25 protein-coding genes are annotated in these 25,853 nt (G+C 69.3%); 21 read left to right on the top strand and 4 right to left on the bottom strand.

Annotated features, from left to right (window positions below; genetic code table 11):
* Positions 1–48 precede the first annotated feature (48 nt).
* Positions 49–270 carry a 50S ribosomal protein L28 gene (gene rpmB, locus OG558_RS41765; protein ID WP_134124328.1) on the top strand — a complete coding sequence of 74 codons (222 nt, stop codon included), beginning with the start codon at positions 49–51 and terminating at the stop codon, positions 268–270.
* Between the two features lie 85 nt (positions 271–355).
* Here rpmB and OG558_RS41760 read toward each other — a convergent pair whose 3' ends face one another.
* The gene (locus OG558_RS41760) at positions 356–1,348 is read right to left on the bottom strand and encodes an SAM-dependent methyltransferase (RefSeq protein ID WP_405067968.1); all 993 of its coding nucleotides are present in this window, start codon (positions 1,346–1,348) and stop codon (positions 356–358) included.
* A gap of 156 nt (positions 1,349–1,504) precedes the next feature.
* Here OG558_RS41760 and OG558_RS41755 point away from each other — a divergent pair, with 156 nt between their 5' ends.
* The 10 genes from OG558_RS41755 (at position 1,505) to smc (ending at position 13,114) form a co-directional block, all read left to right on the top strand.
* On the top strand, positions 1,505–3,118 hold the full coding sequence (locus tag OG558_RS41755) for a DAK2 domain-containing protein (RefSeq protein WP_405067967.1): 1,614 nt from the start codon (positions 1,505–1,507) through the stop codon (positions 3,116–3,118).
* Entirely contained in the window at positions 3,115–5,373 is a 2,259-nt protein-coding gene (gene recG, locus OG558_RS41750; protein ID WP_405067966.1) for an ATP-dependent DNA helicase RecG, read from the top strand. The genes OG558_RS41755 and recG overlap by 4 nt, the downstream gene beginning before the upstream one ends.
* A complete protein-coding gene (gene rsmD / locus OG558_RS41745) occupies positions 5,373–5,957 on the top strand; it encodes a 16S rRNA (guanine(966)-N(2))-methyltransferase RsmD (protein ID WP_405067965.1) in 585 nt (194 codons plus the stop codon). Before recG ends, rsmD begins: the two co-directional genes overlap by 1 nt.
* A complete protein-coding gene (coaD, locus tag OG558_RS41740) occupies positions 5,954–6,424 on the top strand; it encodes a pantetheine-phosphate adenylyltransferase (RefSeq protein WP_405067964.1) in 471 nt (156 codons plus the stop codon). The genes rsmD and coaD overlap by 4 nt, the downstream gene beginning before the upstream one ends.
* A gap of 129 nt (positions 6,425–6,553) precedes the next feature.
* Entirely contained in the window at positions 6,554–7,075 is a 522-nt protein-coding gene (locus OG558_RS41735; protein WP_329479641.1) for a YceD family protein, read from the top strand.
* Between the two features lie 67 nt (positions 7,076–7,142).
* Positions 7,143–7,334: a 50S ribosomal protein L32 gene (gene rpmF, locus OG558_RS41730; protein WP_130387616.1), complete on the top strand. Its 192-nt coding sequence runs from the start codon at positions 7,143–7,145 to the stop codon at positions 7,332–7,334.
* Between the two features lie 15 nt (positions 7,335–7,349).
* Entirely contained in the window at positions 7,350–8,078 is a 729-nt protein-coding gene (gene rnc, locus OG558_RS41725; RefSeq protein WP_329479639.1) for a ribonuclease III, read from the top strand.
* Positions 8,079–8,933, top strand: coding sequence for a bifunctional DNA-formamidopyrimidine glycosylase/DNA-(apurinic or apyrimidinic site) lyase (gene mutM, locus OG558_RS41720; protein ID WP_405067963.1), 855 nt, complete (start codon positions 8,079–8,081; stop codon positions 8,931–8,933).
* 188 nt (positions 8,934–9,121) lie between these two features.
* Positions 9,122–9,277, top strand: a complete 156-nt coding sequence (locus OG558_RS41715) for a hypothetical protein (protein ID WP_233712037.1) — start codon at positions 9,122–9,124, stop codon at positions 9,275–9,277.
* Between the two features lie 276 nt (positions 9,278–9,553).
* Positions 9,554–13,114, top strand: a complete 3,561-nt coding sequence (smc, locus tag OG558_RS41710; protein WP_405072287.1) for a chromosome segregation protein SMC — start codon at positions 9,554–9,556, stop codon at positions 13,112–13,114.
* A 37-nt stretch (positions 13,115–13,151) separates the two neighbouring features.
* Here smc and OG558_RS41705 read toward each other — a convergent pair whose 3' ends face one another.
* Entirely contained in the window at positions 13,152–13,475 is a 324-nt protein-coding gene (locus tag OG558_RS41705) for a nuclear transport factor 2 family protein (protein WP_329479631.1), read from the bottom strand.
* An 85-nt stretch (positions 13,476–13,560) separates the two neighbouring features.
* Between OG558_RS41705 and OG558_RS41700 the strand changes: the two genes are divergently transcribed.
* The 6 genes from OG558_RS41700 to OG558_RS41675 all read left to right on the top strand — a co-directional run bounded on the left by OG558_RS41700 (position 13,561) and on the right by OG558_RS41675 (position 18,675).
* Positions 13,561–14,082 carry a hypothetical protein gene (locus OG558_RS41700; protein ID WP_329479629.1) on the top strand — a complete coding sequence of 174 codons (522 nt, stop codon included), beginning with the start codon at positions 13,561–13,563 and terminating at the stop codon, positions 14,080–14,082.
* A gap of 58 nt (positions 14,083–14,140) precedes the next feature.
* Entirely contained in the window at positions 14,141–14,671 is a 531-nt protein-coding gene (locus tag OG558_RS41695) for a sigma-70 family RNA polymerase sigma factor (protein WP_405067962.1), read from the top strand.
* Positions 14,668–15,360: an anti-sigma factor family protein gene (locus OG558_RS41690; protein WP_405067961.1), complete on the top strand. Its 693-nt coding sequence runs from the start codon at positions 14,668–14,670 to the stop codon at positions 15,358–15,360. The genes OG558_RS41695 and OG558_RS41690 overlap by 4 nt, the downstream gene beginning before the upstream one ends.
* Before the next feature lie 39 nt (positions 15,361–15,399).
* Positions 15,400–16,494, top strand: a complete 1,095-nt coding sequence (locus tag OG558_RS41685) for a threonine aldolase family protein (RefSeq protein ID WP_405067960.1) — start codon at positions 15,400–15,402, stop codon at positions 16,492–16,494.
* Between the two features lie 149 nt (positions 16,495–16,643).
* Entirely contained in the window at positions 16,644–17,204 is a 561-nt protein-coding gene (locus OG558_RS41680) for a dihydrofolate reductase family protein (RefSeq protein ID WP_329479623.1), read from the top strand.
* A gap of 265 nt (positions 17,205–17,469) precedes the next feature.
* Positions 17,470–18,675, top strand: coding sequence for a hypothetical protein (locus OG558_RS41675; protein WP_405067959.1), 1,206 nt, complete (start codon positions 17,470–17,472; stop codon positions 18,673–18,675).
* Between the two features lie 21 nt (positions 18,676–18,696).
* Here the strand turns inward: OG558_RS41675 and OG558_RS41670 are convergent, their stop codons facing one another.
* Together OG558_RS41670 and OG558_RS41665 are read right to left on the bottom strand one after the other, a co-directional pair.
* A complete protein-coding gene (locus OG558_RS41670) occupies positions 18,697–19,602 on the bottom strand; it encodes a M56 family metallopeptidase (protein WP_405067958.1) in 906 nt (301 codons plus the stop codon).
* A complete protein-coding gene (locus OG558_RS41665; protein WP_405067957.1) occupies positions 19,599–19,991 on the bottom strand; it encodes a BlaI/MecI/CopY family transcriptional regulator in 393 nt (130 codons plus the stop codon). The genes OG558_RS41670 and OG558_RS41665 overlap by 4 nt, the downstream gene beginning before the upstream one ends.
* Positions 19,992–20,069: 78 nt before the next feature.
* Between OG558_RS41665 and OG558_RS41660 the strand changes: the two genes are divergently transcribed.
* The 4 genes from OG558_RS41660 to cydC are packed head-to-tail and all read left to right on the top strand — an operon-like array spanning position 20,070 to position 25,827.
* Positions 20,070–21,488 carry a cytochrome ubiquinol oxidase subunit I gene (locus OG558_RS41660; RefSeq protein ID WP_329479617.1) on the top strand — a complete coding sequence of 473 codons (1,419 nt, stop codon included), beginning with the start codon at positions 20,070–20,072 and terminating at the stop codon, positions 21,486–21,488.
* 24 nt (positions 21,489–21,512) lie between these two features.
* Positions 21,513–22,529, top strand: a complete 1,017-nt coding sequence (gene cydB / locus OG558_RS41655; RefSeq protein WP_405067956.1) for a cytochrome d ubiquinol oxidase subunit II — start codon at positions 21,513–21,515, stop codon at positions 22,527–22,529.
* Positions 22,526–24,151, top strand: a complete 1,626-nt coding sequence (gene cydD / locus OG558_RS41650) for a thiol reductant ABC exporter subunit CydD (RefSeq protein ID WP_405067955.1) — start codon at positions 22,526–22,528, stop codon at positions 24,149–24,151. The genes cydB and cydD overlap by 4 nt, the downstream gene beginning before the upstream one ends.
* On the top strand, positions 24,148–25,827 hold the full coding sequence (gene cydC, locus OG558_RS41645; RefSeq protein WP_405067954.1) for a thiol reductant ABC exporter subunit CydC: 1,680 nt from the start codon (positions 24,148–24,150) through the stop codon (positions 25,825–25,827). The genes cydD and cydC overlap by 4 nt, the downstream gene beginning before the upstream one ends.
* Positions 25,828–25,853: the final 26 nt, after the last annotated feature.

The raw sequence follows: 25,853 nt of genomic DNA, 5'->3' as shown, positions 1-25,853 counted from the left end.
CCCATGTAACATGGTCTGTCGGTGTCACGACCCTGAACACGGAGAATCATGTCTAAGAAGTGCGATGTTTGCGGCAAGCAGCCGACGTTCGGCAACAGCGTTGCCCGCCTGGGTAAGGGCGCGATGATCCGCCGGGTGAAGGCTCGCACGCCCCGGCGGTTCAACCCCAACATCCAGCCGGTCCGGGCGATCATCAAGGGCACGCCCACCAAGCTGAAGGTGTGCACGTCCTGCATCAAGGCCGGCAAGGTCCAGCGCGTCGTCGGCTGACCCCAGCTTTCACTCCGTTTAGGGCCTTGAAATAGGCGCCCGGGATCACCCGGGCGCCTATTTCGCGTCTTCGCAGCCGTTCGCGTCAGTGCTTTCGCGCCACCACGGTGATCTCGTTCCGGTTGTGATGCAGTTGCCGCGCATGCAGTACGTCGTACTCCTGCCGCAGCACGTACAGACCACGCCGGGCGCCGTCGAGCGGGTTCCTCCCGCCACCCTTCAGCGTCACGACCGCCAGGCCGCCGCGACGCAGGTGGGCGGCCGCGTCGAGCATCATCCGGGCGCTCATCACCTGATCCATCCGCATGTCGTTCACCACGACGTCGAAGCCCACCCGGTTCCGGCGGAAGAACTCACCCGCCGTCGTCTGAACATGGTGGATGCCGCGGTCGGTGAGCAGCCGGGGATCGAGACCACCGGGATCGACGGACCACACCTCCTGCCCGTGCTGCCGCAGGATCCGCGTCCAGCCACCCGGCGAGGCGCCGAGATCCACGGCCTTCCCGCCGGCCGGCAACTCCAGCCCGAAGGTCGCGATCGCCTCCTCCAGCTTGAACTCCGACCGCGAGACCCGCTCGTCGGCCCGAGCCAACCGCATCCGCCCACCCGGCCAGTCCGACAAGCTGTCCGCGAGCCGGTTGAGGCCCAGGACCACAGCTCGGCGCCCGACGAAGCACGAGACGACGTACTCCTGATCGGAGCGGGTCACGGTCACGCCGCGATCGGTGAGCGCCTGCTCGATCCGGTGGTAGTAGGAACCACCAGTGCCCTCGCCGTCGGTCCAGGCCTGGACGGCGAGCGCCTTCGGGTACTCGGGCAACTCGCCCAGCACCAGCTCGGCCAGCTCGTAGTCGGGCGGCAGCTCCTCGAAGCTCCCGATCTCGACCGTCAGATGCCGGACGAACATGATCCGTCCCACATCACAGGCCTGAGCCAGCGCGTGCACGGTGGGCCCGGTAACCCGGCCGATGTCCCCGCCGATCCGCTCGATCCGCACCTCCCGGCCGAACTCACCCCGGATCTCCCGCACGGCCCAGTCGTAACTGTCGGCCGCGACCGAGAACAAGACGCCGCTCACCCCCCAAACCCTAGCCGTCGGCGTACCGAACGACTGGACGTAGTCGGGTACGTATACGCCCGCGCACGCCTGACGATGTGTGCCGGGAGCGGCAACTGAGGGACTACTACCCGTCCTTCGGTACGCATCCTCGCGGGACCGGTTAGCCTTCCGGGCGTGGAGGAACTGACCGTCGAGGTGTTGCGGGCCTGGGCTCGGACCGCGCTGGCCGAGTTGGGCCGTGCGCGGACCGAGATCGACGAGCTGAACGTGTACCCGGTGCCCGACGGCGATACCGGGACCAACCTCTACCTGACCTGGGGGGCCGCCTGTGACGCGCTGCCCCAGGGTGAGCTGACCTTCGCCGAGGCGGTCCAGGCGTTCGGCCGCGGCGCCCTGCTCGGCGCCCGCGGCAACTCCGGCGTGATCACCTCTCAGCTCGTCCGGGCCTACGGCCTCCGGCTCGCCGAGAACCTGCCGCGGCACCAGGGCGAGGGCGTACTCGCGGATCCGCGCATGAGCGAGCCCGTCGCCTTCGCCGACGCGTTGAAGTACGCCGCCGACGCCGCCTACAGCGCGGTCGCGCAGCCGGTCGAGGGCACCATGCTGACGGTCGCCCGGGCCGCCGCGACCGGTGCGATGACGGCCGCGAACGACGGGAAGACGCTGGCCGACGTCTGCCTGGCCGCCGTGGCCTCGGCCCGGCAGGCGCTCACCAAGACCACCGAGCAGCTCGACGTACTGCGGCGTGCGGGCGTCGTGGACGCCGGGGGAGCGGGCCTGGTCGTGATCCTCGGCGCGATGGAGTCGGTGCTGACCGGGCGGCTCGTACGGGTCGACGTACCGGCGCGGGTCCAGCCTCAGGGCGAAAGCGCCGAGAGCCAGGACGGACCGGCGTACGAGGTGATGTACCTGCTGGACGCGACGGACGACAAGATCGGCGACTTCCGGCAGAACCTGGCCGGGCTCGGCGACTCGGTCGTCGTGGTCGGCGGCGACGGGCTGTGGAACGTGCACGTCCACACCGACGACGTCGGCGCCGCGATCGAGCAGGGCATCGACATCGGCCGCCCGCACCGGATCCGGGTCACGCACTTCGCCGACCACGCGCACCACCACGAGCCGATCCCGGGCCGGGCGGTGATCGCGGTCGTCGCCGGCGACGGGCTCGCCGACCTGTTCGCCGAGGCGGGGGCGCACATCATCAGGGGCGGCCCGGGCCGGCGGTGCTCGACCGGCGAGCTGCTGCAGGCGATCGAGAAGTCGAAGGCGCCGGAGATCGTGATCCTGCCCAACGACAACGACTCGATCGCGGTCGCCGAGGCCGCCGCGACCGCGGCCCGGCAGGACGGGATCCGGGTGGCCGTGATCCCGACCCGGGCCCAGGTCCAGGGCCTGGCGGCGATCGCCGTCCACGACCCGGAGCGCAGCTTCGACGACGCCGTCGTCCAGCTGTCCGCCGCGGCCGGCCAGACCCGGCACGGCGCGGTGACGATCGCGGTGAAGGACGCCTGGACGATGGCCGGCATGTGCCGGGTGGGCGACGCGCTGGGCGTGGTCGACGGCGACTTCGCGCTGATCACCGAGGATCTGGAGGCGGCCGCGTTCGGGGTGGTCGACCGGCTGCTCGGTGGCGGCGGTGAGCTGCTCACTATCGTCACCGGAAGCGGTGTCGCACCCGGCCTGGTCGATGCTGTGGAGCGGCACGTACGGCGGAACCGCAAAGATGTCGATGTCGTGGTGTACGACGGAGGGCAGGACAGGTACCCGTTGCTGATCGGGGTGGAATGAGAACCGACATGGACCGGAAGATCCGCGACTTCCTCGGTGCCAAGACGGCCAAGACCTTCGCGGACGTGCTCGAGATCGAGACCGTCGGCGAACTGCTGCGGCACTACCCGCGGCGCTATCTGAAGAAGGGTGAGCTGACCCCGTTCGACGAACTGGAGGTCGGCGACCAGGCGACCGTGAACGGCCGGGTCAAGAAGGTCACCGTCCGCTCGCTGGACACCAAGGCCGAGATCCCGATCACCGACGTGCAGAAGTGGGCCCGGCGCAAGACGCTGACCAAGGTCGTCGTGACGGATGGCCGGCGCGACCTGGAGCTGGCTTTCTTCAACCAGCCCTGGCTGGCGACCAAGCTGACGCCCGGGACCGCCGCCCTGTTCTGGGGCGAGGTGACGATGTTCCGCGACATCATGCAGCTGAAGAGCCCGGGCACCGAGATCCTCGACACCGACGACCTGTCCGAGGCCGAGATCGAGCGCCGGGCCCGGCCGTTCCGGCCGCTCTACCCGGCGACGGCGAAGTTGCCGACCGCAACGATCGAGCGGTCGGTGAAGATCGTGCTGGACAGCCTGGACGAGAGGCTCGACGACCCGATCCCGGAGCTGATCCAGCGCAAGGAGAAGCTGCTCGGCCTGCGCGAGGCCCTGCAGAAGGTGCACCTGCCGGACACCGAGAAGGACATCCGCGACGCGCAGCAGCGGTTCCGGTTCGAGGAAGCGCTGGTGATGCAGACGATCCTGGCCCAGCGCCGTGCGGTCACCGACGCGCTGAACGCCGTACCGCGGCCGCGGACCGAGGGCGGCCTGCTGGACGAGTTCGACCAGCGGCTGCCGTTCAAGCTGACCGAAGGTCAGGCGGAGGTCGGCGAGGAGATCTTCGCCGACCTGGCGCGTCCGCACCCGATGCACCGGCTGCTGCAGGGCGAGGTCGGCTCCGGCAAGACCGTGGTCGCGCTGCGGGCGATGCTGTCGGTGGTCGACAACGGCGGGCAGGCGGTTCTGCTGGCACCGACCGAGGTGCTCGCGACCCAACACCACAAGACGCTGACCAAGATGCTTGGTGACCTGGCCGAGGCGGGGATGCTGGGTGGTGCGGAGCGGGCGACCAGGGTCGGTCTGCTCACTGGTTCGCTGAACGCGGCCGCCCGTCGCACGGCGATGCTGGACGCGGCCAGTGGCGCCGCGGGGATCGTGGTCGGGACGCACGCGTTGCTCGAGGACAAGGTCCAGTTCGCGGATCTCGGGCTCGTGGTGGTCGACGAGCAGCACCGGTTCGGCGTCGAGCAGCGGGCGGCGCTCAGCCAGAAGTCGGGGGAGAACACCCCGCACGTGCTGGTGATGACGGCGACGCCGATCCCGCGGACCGTCGCGATGACGGTGTTCGGCGATCTCGCGGTCTCGACGCTGATCGAGTTGCCGGCCGGACGGTCGCCGATCCAGTCGTCGGTCGTCCCGGCTCAGCAGAAGCCGGACTGGCTCCAGCGGGCCTGGACCCGGGTTCGCGAGGAGGTCGGCAAGGGCCATCAGGCGTACGTCGTCTGCCCGCGTATCGGGGACGACGTGAAGAACGCGGGGGACGAGGAAGGCGAGTTCGTCCTGGGCGAGGAGGACAAGCCGCCCGCCGGACCCGGGTCGACGAAGCCGGCCCGCCCGCCGATCTCCGTGATGCAGGTGGCCGAGGCGCTGGGGGAGATCCTGCACGACCTGCGGGTCGAGATCCTGCACGGCCGGTTGCCGGCCGAGGAGAAGGACACCGTGATGTCGCGGTTCGCGGCCGGCGAGGTCGACGTGCTGATCGCGACCACGGTGATCGAGGTCGGGGTCGACGTACCGAACGCCTCGACGATGGTGATCATGGACGCGGACCGGTTCGGCATCTCGCAGCTGCACCAGCTGCGCGGCCGGGTCGGCCGGGGTCGTGTGCCGGGGCTGTGCCTGCTGGTCACCGACCTGTGGCCCAGTTCGAAGTCGTACGGGCGGTTGGACGCCGTGGCCTCGACCACGGACGGGTTCGAGTTGTCGCGGATCGACCTGGAGACACGGCGTGAGGGCGACGTACTCGGTGTGGCTCAGTCGGGCCGGCGGAGCAGTCTGAAGCTGCTCAGCGTGCTGCGGGACGAGGAGATCATCTTCACCGCCCGGCATGTCGCCAACTCGATCGTGTCGGTGGACGCGGAGCTGGCGGAGTACCCGACGCTGCGCGCGTTCGTGCGGAGTGCACTGGAGTCCGAGACCACCGAGTACTTGGAGAAGACCTGATGCGGATCGTCGGCGGATCCGCGGGCGGGCGGCGGATCGGCGTACCGCCGGGAAGTGGCACACGCCCGACCGCGGATCGGGTCCGGGAGGCGCTGTTCTCGTCGCTGGAGTCGGAGTTCGGCAGCTTCCACGGGTTGGCGGTGCTCGACCTGTACGCCGGATCCGGGGCGATCGGCCTCGAGGCGCTGTCGCGAGGCGCCGCCCGCGTCGTGCTGGTGGAGTCTGACCGGAAGGCGGCGGAGGTGATCTCGGCCAACATCAAGGTCGTGGGGCTGCCGGGAGCGACGGTGCTCACGCGGCCGGTGGAGAAGGTCGCGTCGGGGAACAGTCCGGCGGTCTTCGATCTGGTCTTCGCGGATCCGCCGTACAAGCTGGAGACCGCCGAGCTGCAGGACGTGCTGACCGAGCTGGCCGCGAACGGGTGGCTCGCCGACGACGCGGTGGTTGTGGTCGAGCGCGGGAAGCGGGAGCCGTGGGAGTGGCCGGAGGGGTTCGCCGCGCTGCGGGATCGCAAGTACGGCGAGGCCCGCCTTTGGTACGGTCACCGCCATGGCCAAGGCGAGGGCAACGGGGTCACCGAATGAGTAAGGCTGTTTTCCCAGGGACCTTCGACCCGCCCACCAACGGGCATCTCGACATCATCGCCCGGGCGTCGGCCGCCTTCGGTGAGGTGATCGTCGCGGCCGGGGTGAACCAGTCGAAGTCCCGGCTGTTCGACCCGGACGAGCGGATCGCGATGCTGACCGAGCTCGCCGAGCCGTTTCCGAACGTCCGGATCGGCACCTTCGACGGCCTGCTGGTCGACTACTGCCGGGCCGAGGGCGCCGGCGTGATCGTCAAGGGCCTGCGGTCGGCCGCGGATTACGACTACGAGCTGCAGATGGCCCAGCTCAACCACGCGATGACCGGGGTGGACACGATGTTCCTGCCGACCCGGTCGGAGAACGCTTTCATCTCGTCCAGCTGGGTGAAGGAGATCGCCCGGCTCGGCGGCGACGTGGCCGCCTTCGTGCCGCCGCGTGTTCACGCGCGGTTACTGGAAAAGCTCTGAAATCACCCCGAATTGGGCGAGCGGCTGCGGAGTTGGTAATGTAGAGCACCGGTCTCGACGAGACCGAGATCTTGCCTGCCCACGCCTGAAAGGGATGTCCTGAGCGTCTTGGACCCGCGGTCCCCCCTCGTGATCGATACGCACGAGCTGACACGCCGCGCCGGGTCCCAGCGCGAAGTCACCTTCACGGCACCGGCGCCGGCGGATCTCGGAATCGACGTGATCGGCGTCCCCGAGGGCGATCCGATCCAGTTCGATCTACGGCTGGAATCGGTTGTCGAAGGGGTTCTCGTCACCGGAACGGCGCGTGGCCGACTGGTCGGGGAGTGCGCGCGGTGCCTGGTCGATATCGAGGACGAGTTCCTCGCTGACGTCCAGGAGCTGTACGTCTACCCGGAAAGCGAAGCCGAACCGGACGAGGCCAGCCGGATGGAGGGCGATCTGATCGACCTCGAGCCGGCGCTGAGGGACCAGGTGGTGCTCGCGCTGCCGTTCCAGCCCTTGTGTACGGACGACTGTCCGGGTCTGTGCCCCGAGTGCGGGGTACGCCTGGCGGACGAGCCCGGCCACAAGCACGAGGACGGCGTCGACCCGCGCTGGGCGGCCCTCGGTAACCTGCTTCAGCAGGACGAACGACCGCAGGACAACTGAAGACCGAATACACGTCAGCTAGCCGGCCGGGTCAACCAGCCCCCGGCCGAACCGAGGAGTCATAACCGTGGCCGTTCCGAAGCGGAAGATGTCGCGCAGCAACACCCGCAGCCGCCGGGCCCAGTGGAAGACCACTGCCCCGTCGCTGGTGACCTGCGTGAACCCCGCCTGCCGCGCGAAGCACCTGCAGCACACCGTTTGCCCCAACTGCGGCCAGTACGGCGCCAAGGGCGAGCGTCGCCAGGTCGTCGAGAGCTAAGCGACACCTCACCCAGTGAATTCGGTCAACGAAACGGGGCTCTACGCCGAGCTGAACCAGCGGCTCGGCGTATCGCTGGCTGACGAACTACTGGAGCACGCCTTCACCCACCGTTCGTTCGCGTACGAGAACGGTGGGTTGCCGACCAACGAGCGGCTGGAGTTCCTCGGGGACTCCGTGCTCGGCGTCATCGTCACGGAGTCGCTGTTCCGCAACCATCCGGACCTGTCCGAGGGCCGGCTGGCCAAGCTGCGCGCCGCCGTGGTCAACATGCGCGCGCTCGCCGGGGTCGCCCGCGACCTCAAGCTCGGCAAGTATCTGCGGCTCGGCCGCGGCGAGGAGGCCACCGGCGGCCGGGACAAGTCGTCGATCCTGGCCGACTGCGTCGAGGCACTGATCGGCGCCGTCTACCTGGATCGTGGCTTCGAGACCGCCGGCCAGGTCGTGCACACGCTGTTCGACGACCTGATGGAGTCCTCGGCCCGGCTCGGTGCCGGCCTGGACTGGAAGACCTCCCTGCAGGAGCTCGTCGCCCAGCTCGGCGTCGGCGTACCCGAGTATGTGATCGCCGAGTCCGGGCCGGACCACGCCAAGACGTTCGAGGCGCGGGTCCGGATCGGCTCCGACACGTACGGTCACGGCATCGGCCGGAGCAAGAAGGAAGCCGAGCAGCAGGCCGCCGAAACCGCCTGGAAGGCGTTGCGCGCCGCGCACCCCGACAGCACCGACCCCTCGCAGTCCTGAGTGCCTGAGCTTCCTGAAGTAGAGGTCGTGCGCCGGGGTCTGGCGGAGTTCACCACCGGCCGGACCATCGACGCGGTCGAGGTCCTGCATCCCCGCCCGGTACGGCGTCACGCCGCCGGGCCGGACGATTTCGTGGCGCGGCTCAAGGGCCAGGTGTTCACCGAGCCGGCCCGGCGCGGGAAGTACCTCTGGCTGCCGCTGGAATCCGGCGACGCGGTCTTGACCCACCTCGGTATGAGCGGTCAGTTCCGGGTCCAGCCGGTCGGCGCGCCGGACGAGCCACACCTGCGGGTCCGGTTCCGGTTCGCCGACGACGGCGGAGAGGTCCGGTTTGTGGACCAGCGGATGTTCGGTGGTCTGTCCTACTCCGAAGGCGGCGCGGAACTACCGCCGGAGATCGCCCACATCGCCCGCGATCCGTTCGATCCTCTGTTCGACCCGGAGGCGGTCGGGGCCGCGATCCGGCGCCGCAAGACCGGCCTGAAGCGGGCCTTGCTGGACCAGACGGTGATCAGCGGAGTGGGCAATATCTACGCGGATGAAGCGTTGTGGCGCGCCAGGCTGCACTACGCCCGGGCCACAGAAACGCTGAAACCCTTACAAACAAGGGAGATCGTCCGGCATGCCCACGAGGTGATGGCCGAGGCGCTGGACGTCGGCGGGACCAGCTTCGACGCGCTGTATGTCAACGTGAACGGGGAATCCGGCTACTTCGAGCGCGGCCTGAACGTCTATGGGCAAGAGGGTTCGCCATGTCCGCGCGACGGGCGGCCGATTCGTCGGGAGCCGTTCATGAACCGTTCGTCGTACCGGTGCCCGAAATGTCAGCCGGTCCCTCGCCATGTTCGCTGGTGAGCGGGGTATCGTTAATAAATGTGGCCCAGGTTGACCGTCGGCCCCGCCGGTGTCACCCTGAAAGACGGCACACATTTTCGGCGCTCCGTTCGTGACCAGGACTCAGGAGCGCACCCGGCCAGAACCTTCCGGAGGACAGCACAATGGCCAAGGCTCTTCTAGGGCACCTTGGAGGCACTGACCCGCGCATGCTCGAGCAGGTTCGTCTGCTCAACCGGCGTGTCGCCGATCTGGAGGCGCACGTGATGCGTCTGCAGGCAGAGAACGACCACCTCGTCGCACAGGTCCATGAGGGCCGGCTGCTCACCGTCGACGAGGCTCTGCGCGCCCCCGCTTCGGTCTGAGGACCCGAGCCGCGACAACAGAGTTCCATCTCTACCGTCCGCACTACCACGGCGGTGGCCCCCGTCCGGGCCCCCGCCGGTTCTATGTCCAGCTTCTGTGCCCTTCGTCGGCCGTTCACGGTCGGCCTCCCTCGATTCGCAGGCAGGTCTTTGTAGACTGCGAAGCGGAACTACTTCCCCGGGTAGCGGCAGCGTCACGAGCAGTACTGGCGTCATGTGCAGTTATGGCGGTTCCTTCGGTATCGTCTGTCCTTTCACGGGTTGGAGAGCTTCGCTTTGTACCTGAAGAGCATGACGCTCCGAGGCTTCAAGTCGTTCGCGTCGGCCACGACGATGAACTTCGAGCCGGGCATCACGTGCATCGTCGGCCCGAACGGCTCCGGTAAGTCCAACGTCGTCGACGCCCTCGCCTGGGTGATGGGCGAGCAGGGCGCCAAGTCGCTGCGCGGCGGCAAGATGGAGGACGTCATCTTCGCCGGCACCTCCGGCCGCGCCCCGCTGGGCCGCGCCGAGGTGGTGCTCACCATCGACAACACCGACGGCGCGCTGCCGATCGAGTACGCCGAGGTGACGATCAGCCGGACGATGTTCCGCAACGGCGGGTCCGACTACCAGATCAACGGCCAGAACTGCCGGCTGCTCGACGTCCAGGAACTGCTCAGCGACTCCGGTATCGGCCGCGAGATGCACGTCATCGTCGGCCAGGGCCAGCTCGACTCGATCCTGCGCGCCACGCCGGAAGGCCGGCGCGGGTTCGTCGAGGAGGCCGCCGGTGTCCTGAAACACCGCAAGCGCAAGGAAAAGGCGATCCGGAAGCTGGAGGCCACCGAGGGCAATCTGCACCGCCTCGGCGACCTGATCACCGAGATCCGTCGTCAGTTGAAGCCGCTCGGGCGCCAGGCAGAAGTTGCACGGCGCGCGGTGACGATCCAGGCGGAGGTCCGGGACGGCCGGGCCCGGCTGCTCGCCGACGACATCGTCCAGGCCCAGTCCGCCCTCGAGGCGGAGCTTCGCGATGAGGCTGCGCTGACCCAGCGCCGGACCGAGACCGAGGCGAAGCTGCGCGAGGCCCGCGAGCTGGAGGCCGAGCTCGAGGACGCCCTGCGCGAGGACGCTCCGGCCCTCCAGGCCGCCCAGGACACCTGGTACCAGCTGTCCGGCTTCAGCGAGCGGATCAAGGGCACGGCGCGGATCGCGGCGGACCGGATCCGGTCGCTGAACGACGAGGCCGAGGAGCCGCGCCCGGGACGCGACCCGGAGGAGCTCGAGCTGGAGGCCGCCCGGGTCCGCGAGACCGAGGCGCAGATCGAGGCCGAGGTCGAGGCCCACTCCGAGCTGCTTGCCGAGGCCGTCGAGCGCCGCCAGCAGCTCGAATCCCAGGAGGCCGAGGAGGAGCGCCGGATCTCCGCGCTGATCCGGGCCGCCGCCGACCGCCGCGAGGGCCTGGCCCGACTGACCGGCCAGGTGAACGCGCTGAAGAGCCGCGCGGCCGCCGCCGAGTCCGAGATCGGCCGTCTCGCCAGCAACATGCGCGAGGCCGAGGCCCGCGCGGGCAAGGCGCAGCATGACTTCACCGCGCTGGAGACTCAGGTCGCCGGGCTGGACGCCGGTGAGAAGGGGCTCGACGACCAGTACGAGGCCGCCCAGGCGGTCCTCGACGAGATGGACGAGCGCCTGGCGAAGGTGCGGGCCGAGGAGCGCGACGCCGAGCGCGAGCGCACCGGTCTGTCCGCGCGCAAGGAAGCGCTGGAGCTCGGTCTGAACCGCAAGGACGGCGCCGGCGCCCTGCTGGCCGCCTCCGAGCAGGTGAACGGCCTGATGGGCTCCGTGGCCGCCCTGCTGAGCGTCCGGTCCGGGTACGAGACAGCCATCGCGGCCGCGCTCGGCGAGGCCGCCGACGCGGTCGCAGTGACGCACACCGAGGCCGCGCTGCAGGCTGTCGGGCACCTGAAGCAGCACGATCTCGGCCGAGCCGGGATGCTCCTCGGTGACGCCCCGGCCGACGACTACGCGATGTGGCCGCCGCTGCCGTACGGAGCGTCGTACGCCGTGGATGTCGTGGACTGCCCTGAGACCCTGCGGCCCGCGTTGCGGCGGCTGCTGCGCAAGGTCGCCGTGGTGGACGACGTACCCGCCGCTCGTTCGCTCCTGCGGAACCTTCCCGACATCACCTGCACCACCCGCGGTGGCGACGTACTCGGGGCTCACTTCGCGTACGGCGGTTCGGACGCGGCACCGAGCCTGATCGAGGTGCAGTCCGCGGTCGACGAGGCCGCGGAGAAGCTGACCGAGGCGACCGCGCGGAGCGAGCGGCTGCGGTTCGAGCTAGCGGCGCTGGAGGACGAGCGGGCCCGGCAGAAGGAGTCCGTCGAGATCACGCTGGCCCGGCTGCACGAGTCGGACGCGGCGATGGCGGCGGTGGCCGAGCAGTTGGCGCACTTCGGGTCGCTGGCGAAGGCGTCCCGCGGCGAGGCGCAGCGGATGGCCGAGGCGATCGCGGCGGCCGAGGAGGAGCGCGACCGGAACCTGTCCGGCCTGGCCGAGCTGGAAGAGCGGCTGATCGACGCGGAGGCGTTCGACGACGACGGCGACGAGGCGGACACGTCGGAGCGCGACCGGCTGGCCGAGGCGGCCAAGGCGGGCCGGGCGACCGAGATGGAGGCGCGGCTCGCGCTGCGCACCACCGAGGAGCGGGCCCGGGCACTGTCCGGCCGGGCCGACTCGCTGGAGCGCGCGGCGCGGCAGGAGCGTGAGGCGCGAGCCCGGGCGATCGCACGGGCGGCACGGCGTGCTCGCCAGGCGGAGGCGGCCCAGGCCGTCCATCTGGCCGCTGGGCACGTGCTGGCCCGGCTGGAGTCCTCGCTGCAGCAGGCTGCGACCGAGCGGTCGGCGATCCAGGCGCAGCGGGCGGACCGCGAGCAGGCCCTGGCGCAGGCCCGGTCCGCGACGCGGAACCTGAGCTCCGACCTGGAGCAGCTGACCAACACCGTGCACCGGGACGCGCTGGCGCGGGCCGAGCAGAAGATGCGGCTCGAGCAGCTGTACGAGAAGGCGCTCGGCGAGATCGGCATCGAGGTCGACGCCCTGGTCGCGGAGTACGGGCCGGATCAGCTGGTGCCGCCGCTGCCGAAGGAGGGCGACGACGACACGCTCGAGCTCGAGGGTGAGCCGTTCAACCGGACCAAGGTCGAGAAGCGGCTCAAGCAGGCCGAGCGCGCGCTCAACCAGCTCGGGCGGATCAACCCGCTCGCGCTGGAGGAGTTCGAGGCGATGGAGGAGCGGCACCGGTTCCTGTCCGAGCAGCTGGAGGACCTGCGCAAGTCCCGGCGTGACCTGATGGACATCGTCAAGGAGGTCGACGAGCGGGTCGAGCAGGTCTTCACCGAGGCCTACCGCGACGTCGAGGTCGCCTTCGAGCACGTCTTCAGCCGGCTGTTCCCGGGTGGTGAGGGCCGGCTCGTGCTGACCGATCCGGACGACATGCTCGGCACCGGCATCGACGTCGAGGCGCGCCCGCCGGGCAAGAAGGTGAAGCGGCTGTCGCTGCTGTCCGGTGGCGAGCGCTCGCTGGTCGCGGTCGCGTTCCTGGTCGCCCTGTTCAAGGCGCGTCCGTCGCCGTTCTACATCCTCGACGAGGTCGAGGCGGCGCTCGACGACACCAACCTCGGCCGCCTGCTGGAGCTCTACGAGGAGCTCCGAGAGAACAGCCAGCTCCTGGTCATCACCCACCAGAAGCGCACCATGGAGGTCGCGGACGCCCTCTACGGCGTCACCATGCGCGGCGACGGCGTCTCGTCCGTCATCTCCCAACGAATCCGCGAACCCGAACCGGTGTAACCGTCCCGGTCGGCGCCATGCTTGCCTCGGGCAAGTATCAGGCGGTGATCGTCATCGAGGCGAGCTGGTCGGCCTGGACGTCGAAGGCGAAGTGGGACGGGCCGTTGAAGCCGTCGCCGCCGACCTGGGTGAGGATCGTGAGCGGGTTGCCCGGGGTGGAGACCTCGGTGCCGGTGAAGGTGGCCCGCTTCCCGATCAGCTCGTTCTCGCTCCAGGCGCGGATCCGGTCGTGACCGCGGAACTGGCGGCCCCAGTCGTCGACGTAGCCGTCGGCGGCGAAGGCCGCCACGAACGCGTCGTTGTCCTGCTCGTCGATCGCGGTGAGCGCGCGCCGGACCGCGGCCGGGATCTCTTGGCTCATAGCTCCAGACGATATCCCTCCCGGTTGAACCGATCGCCGGTTCCGCACGTGTGCGGGGTGACGATGAGTCAATCAGGAGGATCTGATGAGGCGACTGGGGAGTGTGATCGGTGTGATGGCGCTCAGCCTGGCCGGGCTGACCGCCTGCGGTGGCAGCAACGACTCGAGCTCGGGCTCCGGTGCGAGTTCGGCGCCGGCTGCCAGCCAGGCCGCGGGCGGGGAGGCGAAGCTGGCGACGGCCGACGTCAGCGGGCTCGGCAAGGTCGTTGTCGACGGCAACGGGCGGACCGTGTACGTCTTCGACAAGGACACCTCCGGCAAGTCGAACTGCGAGGGTGGCTGCCTGGCCATGTGGCGGGCCGTGACAGCCGGTGACGGGACTCCGCAGCTGGACGGCATCAACGCGTCCATGGTCAGCACGATCACCAGGTCCGACGGCAGCAAGCAGTTAGCGATCGGGGGGCTGCCACTGTATCTGTTCGCGAGTGACGCCAAAGCCGGTGACGCCAAGGGCCAAGCGTTCGGCGGCATCTGGTGGGTGGTGGGCGCGGACGGCAAGAAGGTCACCACCCAGCCGTCCAGCTCCGGCAATGGCAACGGCTACTGAGAGCCTCGGGTGGATCCCCGCCATTGCCAACGGCGGGGAATCCCCTATCGTACGGACGGTGGGTGACTACCCGGGGCCGGACGCTGCCGAGACGCTGATCCGTGCCCTGTACGCCGAACACGGGCGCAGCCTGCTGGCGTATGCGACCCGTCTCACCGGTGACAGGGCCGCGGCGGAGGACGTCGTCCAGGAGACTCTGGTCCGGGCGTGGAAGCACGCCGGCGACCTGACCGAGGGCAAGGGATCGGTGCGCGGCTGGTTGCTGACGGTGGCGCGGAACATCGTCACCGACCGGGCCAGGGCCCGAGCGGTGCGGCCGGCCGAGGTGGCGGACGTGGAGGACCGGCCGCCGGTGGAAAGTGATCACTCCGAGTCGGTGGTGAACACCATGGTGGTGCTGGAGGCACTGGACAAGGTGTCACCGGAGCACCGCGAGGTGCTGGTGCAGTTGTACTACCGCGGCCGGTCGGTGGCCGAAGCCGCGAAGGAACTAGGCGTCCCGCCGGGTACCGTGAAATCGAGATCGCATTACGCCCTCCGCGCTCTGCGCGCGGTGATGGCAGGACAGGAAACGGAGGTGGCCCGATGAGTGAGCACGACCGTACGCAACTGGGCGCCTACGCCCTGGGTGCGCTGGAGCCGGCCGAGATCCAGGACGTCGACGAGCACCTGGCAACCTGTGCCGAGTGCCGGGCCGAGCTGGCCGAGCTCGAGGAGATGAAGGACTACCTTGGCGAGGTGCCGCCGGAGGCCTTCCTGGAGGGCCTGCCCGAGGGTGGCGACCTCCTGCTGCAGCGCACGCTGCGGGAAGTGCGGGAGCTGACTCCCGAACCTGTTCAGGCGCCGGCTCCGGTCAAGCGGCGGTCCCGCTGGCTGCTGGTCGCCGCCGCGCTGGTCCTGGTGGCCGGTGCGCTCGGCGGAGGCGTAGCCCTCGGCCGTTCGAGTGTGCCGCAGGCCGATGAGCCCGCGGCGGGCTACAAGGAAGTCACAGCGACCGATACGAACACCGGTACGACGATGGCGACGACTGTGGAGCCACGGGCCGGGTGGAGCTGGATCCGGGTGAACATCAAGGGCCTGAAGGCCGGGGCCGAGTGCCAGATGCTCGTCACCGACGCAACCGGCAAGTCCTGGGTCGCAGGCAGCTGGGTGGTGTCCCCGAAGGCAGCCCGCGACGGCAGCGTCTTCGGAGGCGGAGTCCTGGTGCCACTCGACCAGGTGCGTTCAGTGGAGATCAAGACCATCCAGGGCGAGCACGTGGTCACCGCGACCGTCTGAGTCGTCAAACTCGGTTGCGGGGCGCGGGAGGATGGAGCCGTGGCGACTACTACCTCCGACGATCTCAGGGCCCGGCGTAAGGCGGCGGCCGACAACTGCGAGCGCTGGCTGTCCCTTCGCCGGGTCAGCGTGCCGGACAGGCTGAAGCAGCTCGCAGAGGTCGCCACGGACGACAAGACCGACATCTATGGCAGCGGTGGTGACGTCGCCGCGCTGGAGCAGGAAGTGGCGGAGCTGCTGGGCAAGCCGGCGGCAGTGTTCCTGCCGACCGGCATCATGGCCCAGCAGAGCGTCCTGCGGGTGTACGCCGATCGCGCGGGAACCAGCCGGGTCGCCGTGCACGGACTCTCACACCTGCTGGTGCACGAGCTGAACGCCCTCGAGGAGGTGCACCACCTCCGGATCGAGCGACTCACGTCCCAGCCCCGGCAGCCCCGGCCGGACGAGCTGGCCGCGATTCCCGGCAAGCTGGCCGCGGTGACGCTGGAGCTGCCGCTGCGCGACGCCGGGTTCGTCCTGCCGTCCTGGGACGAGTTGGTGGTGTTCGCCGAGTCCTGTGCGGAGCGCGGCGTACCACTGCATCTGGATGGCGCTCGGCTGTGGGAGAGCACGCCGTACCTCGAGCACAGCCTGGCTGAGATCGCCGCACTCGCGTCGACGGTGTACGTCTCGTTCTACAAGGTGCTGGGTGGCGTCAGCGGCGCCGCGCTGGCCGGCCCCGAGGACGTGATCGCCGAGGTACGCCGGTGGCAGCGGCGACTGGGTGGCAACCTCTTCTCGCTGTTCCCGTACGCCGTGTCCGCGCGGGAGGGACTGCGGACGGTGCTCCCAGTGATGGGCGATCTGCATCAGCGGGCCGTGGAGCTCTCGATGGCCTTGCAGAGCGAGGGATTCCGGGTCTTCCCGGAGCCGCCGCACAGCAACTCGTTCCGGGTCTACGCGCCGCGCGCGGCCGAGGCGATCGAGCTGTCCGCGGTCGAGCGGATGGAGTCGACCCGCGAGTCGATCTGCGGTCGCTGGCAGCCGGCCGACGTACCGGGCTGGTCGTGGGTCGAGCTGGTGGTGTCGCCGGCCACGCTGGAATGGCAGGTCGACGAGATCGCCAAGGCGTTCGGGGAACTTCTGGCGCGCTGAGCACGTCATGTTCAGTGAGTTGGGGCTGGGATTCGGGGAGAGATGTGCTGACATTCGTCGTCACCATGGTGGTTCTGCTGGTTCTGTCGGGGCTCGTGCTGCTGGCCGTCGCCCGGGGTGAGGGGAAACATTTCGGGTAGCCTCGCTGGATGAGGCGGCTGATCTTTCAGGAGTACGTCACGCTCGACGGGTACGCCGCCGGGCCGGACGGTGGGCTGGAGTTCTTCGACAAGATCGCCGGGCGGGCCGACGACGACAATCTGGCGTTGCTCGAGAGTGTCGACACCATGCTGCTCGGCGCCGAGACGTACCGGTTGTTCGTGACGTTCTGGCCGACCGAGGCGTCGGCCGACGAGGTGATCGCGCCGAAGCTGAACGCATTGCACCTGGTGGTCGTGTCGACGACGCTCGAGAGCGCTCCGTGGGGTCCCTATGAGCCGGGGCTGGTGGTCCGCGACATCGACGCGGTACGCGCCCTGAAGGCCGAGCAGGACGGCAAGGACATCATCTTGTGGGGCAGCATCTCGCTGTTCCACTCCTTGCTCCAGGCCGGACTCGTCGACGAGGTGCAGCTGCGCATCTGCCCGGTGCTGCTCGGCGCGGGCAAGAGCGCGTTCCCGAGCGGCAACTCGCCGGTCGATCTCGAGCTGATCGAAGCCAGGCCGTGGGCCGAGGGCGGCGTCCTCGTCCGCTACCGCCCGGCTGACTGACCGCGTCGACGATTGCCTTCACCACCTGGCGGTCACTCTCCGGGGTGACCCACTCGCGCCCTCTACGGGCGTTCATGAACCTTCTCGCTGCGAAACTGAACCCTTGCGCCAACAGGTGAAGGAGCGGTTCGTGAAGTCTCGTAGCGGAAGGGTGGCCGTCGGCGCGGCCGCGCTCGTGGATGCCTCGATGATTGCGGTCAGTTATGCGGCGTGACTTCCTCCGGAGTCCTCGTAACCGACCGCGGCGTCCGGCACCGCTCCGGTCATGACCCCCGGTCAGTACGTCGACACGCTGAACCCGGTCGAGCAGAGGTACTACTCGGCGGACCTGCGCGAGGGAGAGACGGCGTACTTCTCCGCTACGGCGGTGTTCCCACGCGGCAACCCGATCGAGGACGAGGTCCTGGACATCGCGGTCTACGGTCCGGGCGGCGTCGACTGTCACAAGTCGGTGCGTGAGCAGAACACCAGCGCGAAGCAGGGGGGCAGTCTCACCACTCTGCTCACCTGGGACGGAGTGGCCAAGGGCGGCTCGGATGCCGACGAGTGCAGCAAGCCCGGTCGCTACAGCTTCCGGATCACCCGGGACGCGAGTGAGGGTGGCACCGACCGGGTGCCAGTGGAGTTGCTGCTGCGCGTCGAGCCTCCGGTCGTCGGCAGCAAGGGCGATCAGTTGTCCGGCGCGAAGGTCGGTTTCGCGGCACCGCCGGCCGGGGCCGGCCGGGTGGTCCACGGCGGTGGCTCCTTCAACGAGGCAACCGCCTTGAACGGTCCCGGCCGGTACACGGAGACGATCTACTACGGCGAGGAGCTGTTCTACCGCGTCAAGCTCGACTGGGGGCAGGGCCTGGCCTACCGGGCCACCTTCTCCGGCCGCGCGCAGGCCGCGACCGCGAACGTCACCGCCTCCCTGTTCAGTCCGGTGCGGGCCCCGATCGACTTCGACACGATGGTCTACACCGCAGTCGGTCGAGTGCTGCCGGTCGACGGCAAGCCGCTGGCGACCCCGCGGGTCTCGTATCTCAACCGCACGGCGAGCGACGACGACGTGCAGAAGACGGCCGTCGACGGGTGGTACTACCTCGTCGTCAGGCTCAGTCCAGGCGACGGTTCGGTGTCGGGTGGAGTACCACTGACCATCGACCTCGCCGTGGCCGGCGACAAGATGGAAGGACCGAAGTACGCGACCTCGGGTGCTGAGTCCTCACCGACTCCGAGCCCGGAGGACAGCGCATCCGCTAGCGCCAGCCCTAGCACGACGCCGGCAACGGGCGGCGGTGACGAAGGGTCTGGGACCGCACGCACGAACGACTCGTCATCGCCGTTGCCGTGGATCATCGCGGGCGCGGCAGTGATCCTGGTGCTCGTCCTGGCTGTGCTGCTTGTCCTGCAGCGGCGTCGCAAGTCCTCCCGGCCGCTGCCAGGTCGGCTACCCCACCAAGGTGGGCCACCGAACCAGCAGTGGGGCTGATCCTGGGGCTGGCGAGAGCCGTCAGCTGACGGCGTTGACGATGGCCCGGACCAGCGGGGCCGCGACAGTGACTGTCGGCAGGATGAGGACAGCGGCCGCCACGGCGTACGTGGCGGCCGCGATCCACGTGTTGCCCAGCTCGGGTTCGGCCAGGCGCTGGACTCGCAGCAATGTCGCCGACTCGGCTGCCGCGAGGCCGGCCTGAGGCGCCGGGGCACCGGCCAGTGCGACCAGCGCGTGGGCCAGTGGGCGTGGTCCGTTCCGGCGGCGGGCGTCGTCGTCGGCCAGGAGTTCCACCAGGGTGCGGGCCTGCTTCAGCGCGACCTCGCTGCGGACCCTGCGGGGGAAGGCCTGGTGCAGGGCGGTAAAGGCCTCCAGCACGAGGTCGTGGCGGGCGCGCAGGTGGGCTTGCTCGTGCGCGAGTACTGCCGCGAGCTCGCTGTCGTCGAGTCTGTCGAGCGCGCCGACCGACACGACGACGCGGGCGTCGCGGAACGCGGGCAGGCAGTAGGCGAGCGGGGTCTTCTCGGCCAGGACGCGCAGGCCGGGGATCAGGCCGTCGGGCGTGGCCAGTACGTCGACGAGGTCGCGGTGACGCTTGCGGCGCGCCCTTGTCCCGACCGCCACATGTCCAGCGGCCCAGACGAGCCGCACCAGAACCAGTGCGGTCATGGCGAGAATCAGTGCGGCCACAAGGTCCCTCGGCGACGACGGGTCGAAGCGTGGTTCCCCCGGCTCGCCCGCGGCCGAGTAGGACATGGCGATGCCCGCACCCAGTGCGGCCAGCACTGCTGCAAGCGCTAGTGCCTGCCAGAGGATGACGGCGGCGCGCGGGACCTTGTAGGGCCAGCTCGATCGCGCCAGCAGAGCCGGCGCCGGGCCGGTCAGGATCAGCGCGAGGGCGGCGAGCAGGATCGGGGTGATCACCCGGCCTTCTCCTGACTGTCCAACCGGCTCAGTGCCTCCCGCAGCAGCGCGGCCTCTTCGTCGCTGACCTGGCCGACGAAGCGGACCAGAGCCTCGCGCCGGTCGCCGGAGCGGTCGAGGGCGTCGCGCATCAGGTCGGCGGCGAGCTCCTCGCGCGGTGCGGCGGCCCGGTACCGCCAGGCCTTGCCGTCGCGCTCCCGGTCGGTGAGTTTCTTCTTCGCCAGCCGGTCGAGCACCGTCATCACCGTGGTGTACGCGAGCTCCCGGGTGCCCGCCAGTTGTTCGTGCACCTCCCGCACGGTCAGCGCGGCCGGGGCAGCCCAGAGCTGCTCCATCACCAGCCGCTCCAGGTCGCCCAAGGGGCGCGGGGCCTTGTCATCGCTCGCCACGTGACCAGTATAACTACGCAATGTAGTAGATGGGCGCTAGCATCTACTACGTCATGTCGTAGATGGGGAGGCCGTGCCGTGGACACCTTGGATCTGGCCCGCTGGCAGTTCGCGATCACCACCGTGTACCACTTCTTCTTCGTCCCGGTGACGATCTCCCTGGTCGCGATCACGGCCGGGCTGCAGACCGCGTGGTACCGGACCGGCCAGGAGAAGTACCTGCGGCTGACCAAGTTCTACGGGAAGCTGTTCCTGATCAACATCGCGATGGGCGTGGTCACCGGCATCGTGCAGGAGTTCCAGTTCGGGATGAACTGGAGCGACTACTCGCGCTTCGTCGGGGACGTGTTCGGCGCCCCGCTGGCGCTGGAGGGGCTGCTGGCGTTCTTCCTCGAGTCGACGTTCATCGGGTTGTGGATCTTCGGCTGGGAGCGGTTGCCGAAGCTGGTGCATCTGGGGTGCATCTGGATGGTGGTGCTCGGCTCGCAGTTGTCGGCGTACTTCATCCTCGCGGCCAACTCCTGGATGCAGAACCCGGTCGGCTTCCGCTACAACGCCGCCCGTGGCCGCGCGGAACTGACGGACCTGGGCGCGGTGCTGACCAACAAGGTCGTCCTCGTCACCTACCCGCACACGATCTTCGCCGCCTTCATGGTCGGCGGCGCGTTCGTGGCCGGCGTCGCGCTGTGGCACCTGGTACGGCGGCCGAAGGTGGACCGGGACGTGTTCCGTACGGCGCTGAAGATCGGGGCCGTGATCGTGCTCGTCGCCGGCGCCGGGGTGGCGGTGAGCGGAGATCTCCAGGGCAAGGTGATGACCGAGGTGCAGCCGATGAAGATGGCCGCGGCCGAGGCGCTGTACGAGACCGAGAAGCCGGCCTCGTTCTCGATCCTCACCGTCGGCACGCTGGACGGGTCGAAGGAGATCTTCTCGGTCAAGCTGCCGTACCTGCTGTCGTTCCTGGCCACCGGCCACTTCAACGGCCAGGTGAAGGGGATCAACTCGCTGCAGGACGCCTACGAGCACCTGTACGGCCAGGGGTCGTACAAGCCGAACATCCCACTGACCTACTGGACCTTCCGGCTGATGATCGGGGTCGGGATGGCGTCCGCGGTGATCGCGCTGTGGTTGCTCTGGGCAACGCGCCGGGGCCGCGCGCCGGCCCGGTGGCTGGTCTGGCTGGCGATCCCGCTGCCGCTGCTGCCGCTGGCGGCGAACTGCTTCGGCTGGATCTTCACCGAGACCGGGCGGCAACCCTGGCTGGTGTTCGGATTGTTGCCGACGGCATCGGGTGTGTCACCGGGGACGACGAGTGCCGAGGTGATCGCGTCGCTGGTGGGCTTCACCGTCCTGTACGGCGCGCTCGCGGTGGTCGAGGTGAAGCTGATGTTCCGGACCATCCGCGGCGGTCTGGCCGGGACGGACGGAGCCGCGGGACCCGACTCCCCGGACGATTCGACGGACGAGGCCGAGAAGCCCCTGTCCTTCGCCTACTGAGCATCCGGACTGAGGAGCTTTCTGATGGAACTCACGACGGTTTGGTTCATCGCGATCGCGGCGTTGTGGACCGGGTACTTCGTGCTCGAGGGATTCGACTTCGGGGTCGGGATGCTGTTGCGGGTGCTCGGCCGGAACGAGCCCGAGCGGCGGGCGGTGATCACCACGATCGGGCCGGTCTGGGACGGCAACGAGGTGTGGCTGATCGTGGCCGGCGGGGCGACGTTCGCGGCGTTCCCGGAGTGGTACGCGACGTTGTTCAGCGGGTTCTACCTGCCGCTGTTCGCGATCCTGGTGACGCTGATCCTGCGCGGGGTCGCGCTGGAGTACCGCGGTAAGCGCGACGAGTTGTGGTGGCGCGGCCGGATGGACGTGCTGATCACGATCGGGTCGGTGGTCCCGGCGGTGTTGTGGGGAATCACCTTCGCCAACCTGGTCCGCGGCGTACCGCTGGACAACTCCTTCGAGTACGTCGGCAGTTTGGGGGATCTGCTGAGTCCGTTCGCCTTGCTCGGTGGGCTCACCTTCGCCGCGGTCTTCGTCGCACACGGCGCGATCTTCCTGGCTCTTCGCACCACGGACGACCTCCGGCGGCGCGCGAACGCGCTGGCCTCGCGGGCCGGCTTGATCGCGGCGGTGCTGGCGATCGCCTTCCTCTGGTGGGCGCAGGCGCTGCGTGGCGACAAGGCCTCGATCATCGTGGCGATCGTCGCCGTCGTCGCGTTCGCGGCCGGTCTGGTGGCGAACGTGCGTCGGCGCGAGGGCTGGGCCTTCCTGGGTACGGCGGTGGCCATCGGGCTGGCGGTGGTGTCGTTGTTCGCCGCGATGTTCCCGGCCGTGATGCCGTCAACACTTGATCCGCAATCAACATTGACAACAGTTAATGCCGCGTCAACGCCGTACACATTGAAGGTGTTGACGATCATTGCCGGGATCTTCCTGCCGTTGGTGATCCTGTATCAGAGCTGGACCTACTGGGTGTTCCGCAAGCGCATCACTGTCGATCCGGTGCCCGTGTCGTCAGAGGCGCCGAGCTTGTGAAGCCCCTCGATCCGCGGTTGCTGCGGAGGGCCCGGGGTGCCCGGGCCTTCCTGGCCGCGTCGGTGCTGATCGGTGTCGCGAGTGGGGTGCTGATCGTGGTGCAGGCCGTGTTGCTGGCGCACGGCATCGCCGGAGTGGTGCTACGGGGCAGTGCGGTTGCCGGCGTGGCCTGGGGGCTGGCGTGGGTGGTCGTGGGGCGGGCGTTGCTCGTGTGGGCGCAGGAGGTGGTGGCTCAGCGGGCCGCGGCTGCGGTGAAGTCGACGCTGCGGCGGCAGGTGCTCGAGCACTCGTTGAAGCTCGGGCCGGTGTGGCTGAGCGGCGAACGCAGTAGTGCGCTGACAACCTTGCTCACCAAGGGACTCGACGACCTGGACCCGTACTTCGCCCGCTACCTGCCACAGCTCGTACTCGCGGCGACCGTACCGGCCGGCGTGATCGGGTGGATGGCGACCGGCGACCTGATCGCGGCCGGGACCGTACTCGTGACTCTCCCGTTGATCCCGATCTTCATGGCGTTGATCGGCTGGGCGACGCAGTCCCACAGCCGACGCCGCCAGCACGCGCTCGCCGTACTGGCGCATCACTTCGCCGACGTGGTCGGTGGACTGCCCACACTGAAGCTGTTCGGTCGCGCCAAGGCGCAGCAGTCCGCCGTACGACGGGTGACCGACAAGCACCGGGTCGCGTCGATGGGGAGTCTGCGGCTGGCGTTCCTGTCGTCGCTGGCGCTGGAGTTGCTGGCCAGCATCTCGGTGGCGTTGGTCGCGGTCGGTGTCGGCCTCAGAGTCATCGACGGCAAGCTCGGGCTGGAGACGGCGCTGATGGTGCTGATTCTTGCGCCGGAGGCGTACCTCCCACTGCGTCAGGTCGGCATGCAGTTCCACGCGAGCGCCGATGGGGTGGCGGCGGGTGAAGAGGTGTTCCGCGTGCTCGAGACTCCGCTTCCCGAGCGCGGCGACCGTACCGACGTACCGGATCTGCGGCTGAGCCCGCTCTCTCTGTACGACGTGACCGTGCGGTACCCGGGTCGCGAGGAGCCGGCGTTGGACGGCTTCGACCTGGAGCTCCGGCCGGGCGAGGTCGTAGCGCTCACTGGTCCGAGTGGTGCCGGGAAGTCGACTGTGCTGTCGGTGTTGCTGGGCTTCGTCGAGCCCGAGCGGGGTGTGGTCGTGGTTGGCGGCAGTGCGGCGGACGAGTTCGAGCCGACGGTGTGGAGGCGGCAGTTTGCCTGGGTGCCTCAGCGTCCGGGGTTGCGGTTGGGAACGGTCGCGGACAACGTGCGGCTCGGGTTGCCGGATGCGTCGGACGACCAGGTGCGGTTGGCGCTCATCGCGGCCGGGGCGAGTGAACTGGAGCTGGACAAGGCAGTGGGGGAACAGGGGCGGTTGCTGTCGGGTGGTCAGCAGCGTCGGGTTGCTCTAGCGCGTGCGCTGATCACAGACGCGCCAGTGCTGTTGCTCGACGAGCCGACTGCAGGACTGGACGCGGATGCGGAGGCCGCAGTCATCGCCGGGCTGCGTGCTGGCGGCCGGACCGTGCTGATGGTCGCCCACCGCCCCGCTCTGATCGCCGCCGCTGACCGAACAGTCACCGTCGGAGCCCGAGAGCTGGTGAATGCATGATGGCAGCGGACACGTCGCACGGGGCACGGGATGTGCAGCGGCAGGCCGGCCCGCTGTGCGGGCCGTGGCGGCTTGTACGGCCCGAGGGGCGCCTGTGGGGGCGGCTTGGGCTCGCGCTGCTCTTGGGGGTCGCGGCTGCGGGATCGGCTGTGGCCCTGCTGGCTACCTCGGCTTGGTTGATTACGGCTGCCTCGGCTCAGCCGCCGGTGTTGTTGTTGATGGTGCCGATCGTGGCGGTGCGGGCGTTCGGGGTTGGGCGTGGGGTGTTCCGGTACGCCGAGCGGCTGGTGGGGCACGACGCGGCGTACCGGGTGCTGGGGGAGACCCGAGCGAGGATCACCGGGCGGCTGGAGCGGTTGGCGCCTGGTGGGCTGACGTCGCGGCGTCAGGGTGATCTGCTGGCGCGGCTTGTGCTGGACGTGGATGCAGTGCTCGACCTGTGGTTGCGGGTCGTGCTGCCGGTGGCGGTCGCCGCGTTGACTGCGGCCGCGACCGTCGCCTTGCTTGCCATCCTGCTCCCCGCGGCCGGCGCCGCCGTCGCACTGGCCGTCCTGATCGCCTGCACGCTCGTGCCGTGGCTGACAGCCAAAACCGCAGAGCGTGCCGAGCAGAAGATCGCCGGTGCACGAGGCGATGTCGCCGCCGCGGCCACCGAGACTCTGCTGACCGCAGGTGATGTCGTCGCCTTCAACGCGATCGACAACGTCCTGGATGCCTTCAGTAGGAGCGACGCCAGACTGGCCGCAGTCGAGCGCCGTTCAGCGTGGAGCACAGGCCTCGGCGGCGCTCTACTCGTCATCTGTGTAGGCGGTGCGAGCGTGGCGGCCCTGGTGCTCGGCAGTACGGCCCACATCACCGGCGCAGTGTTCGCCGTACTGGTGCTGACGCCACTCGCACTCGCCGACGTGCTCGGAGGGATCCCGGCGGCCGCACAGCTCGCCATCCGGGTACGAGCGTCACTGCGCCGAGTGCAGGAGCTCATGGACAGCCCGGAGCCGGTGACCGAACCAACGGCCCCGCAACCGCTCCCAGCCGGACGCGACCTCGAGGTCAGGCTCCTGCGAGTCGGGTACGACGACAACGACGTACTGGACGGGTTGAGCCTCGACATACCGGCCGGGAGCCGAGTGGTGATCACCGGGCCGAGTGGTTCGGGCAAGAGCACGCTGGCGGCGGTGCTGTTGCGGTTCCTCGAGCCGCGAGGTGGTGAGGTGCTCCTGGACGGCGTGGACCTCGCAAGGCTCGAAGGCGATCAGGTGCGGTCCGTGGTGGGCCTGCTGACGCAGGAAAGCCATGTGTTCGATACGAGCATCCGGGAGAACCTGCTGCTCGCGAAGCCGGGTGCGAGCGACCTGGAGCTCTGGAAGGCGCTGTACCGGGCGCGGCTCGGGATGTTCGTCGAACAGCTGCCCGACGGGCTCGACACGATGGTCGGCGAGCATGGCGCCAGGCTGTCGGGGGGCGAGCGGCAGCGGCTCGCCTTCGCCCGGCTGCTCCTGCCCGACCGCGACGTACTCGTGCTCGACGAGCCGACCGAACACCTGGACGAGGCGACCGGTCGCGCGCTCCTGGCGGACCTGTTCGCCGCGGCTGATCGCCGTACGGTCGTTCTCCTCACCCACCGGCCCGAGCTGGTGCCGGATCACGTACCGCGACAGCTGGTGTGCCTGACGTAACGAATGCGGGCGGCGGGCCGGGCGTC

The organism is Kribbella sp. NBC_01510 (genome assembly GCF_045040325.1).
Classification (GTDB): Bacteria; Actinomycetota; Actinomycetes; order Propionibacteriales; family Kribbellaceae; genus Kribbella.
This window is presented reverse-complemented; position numbering and strand designations above follow the sequence as displayed.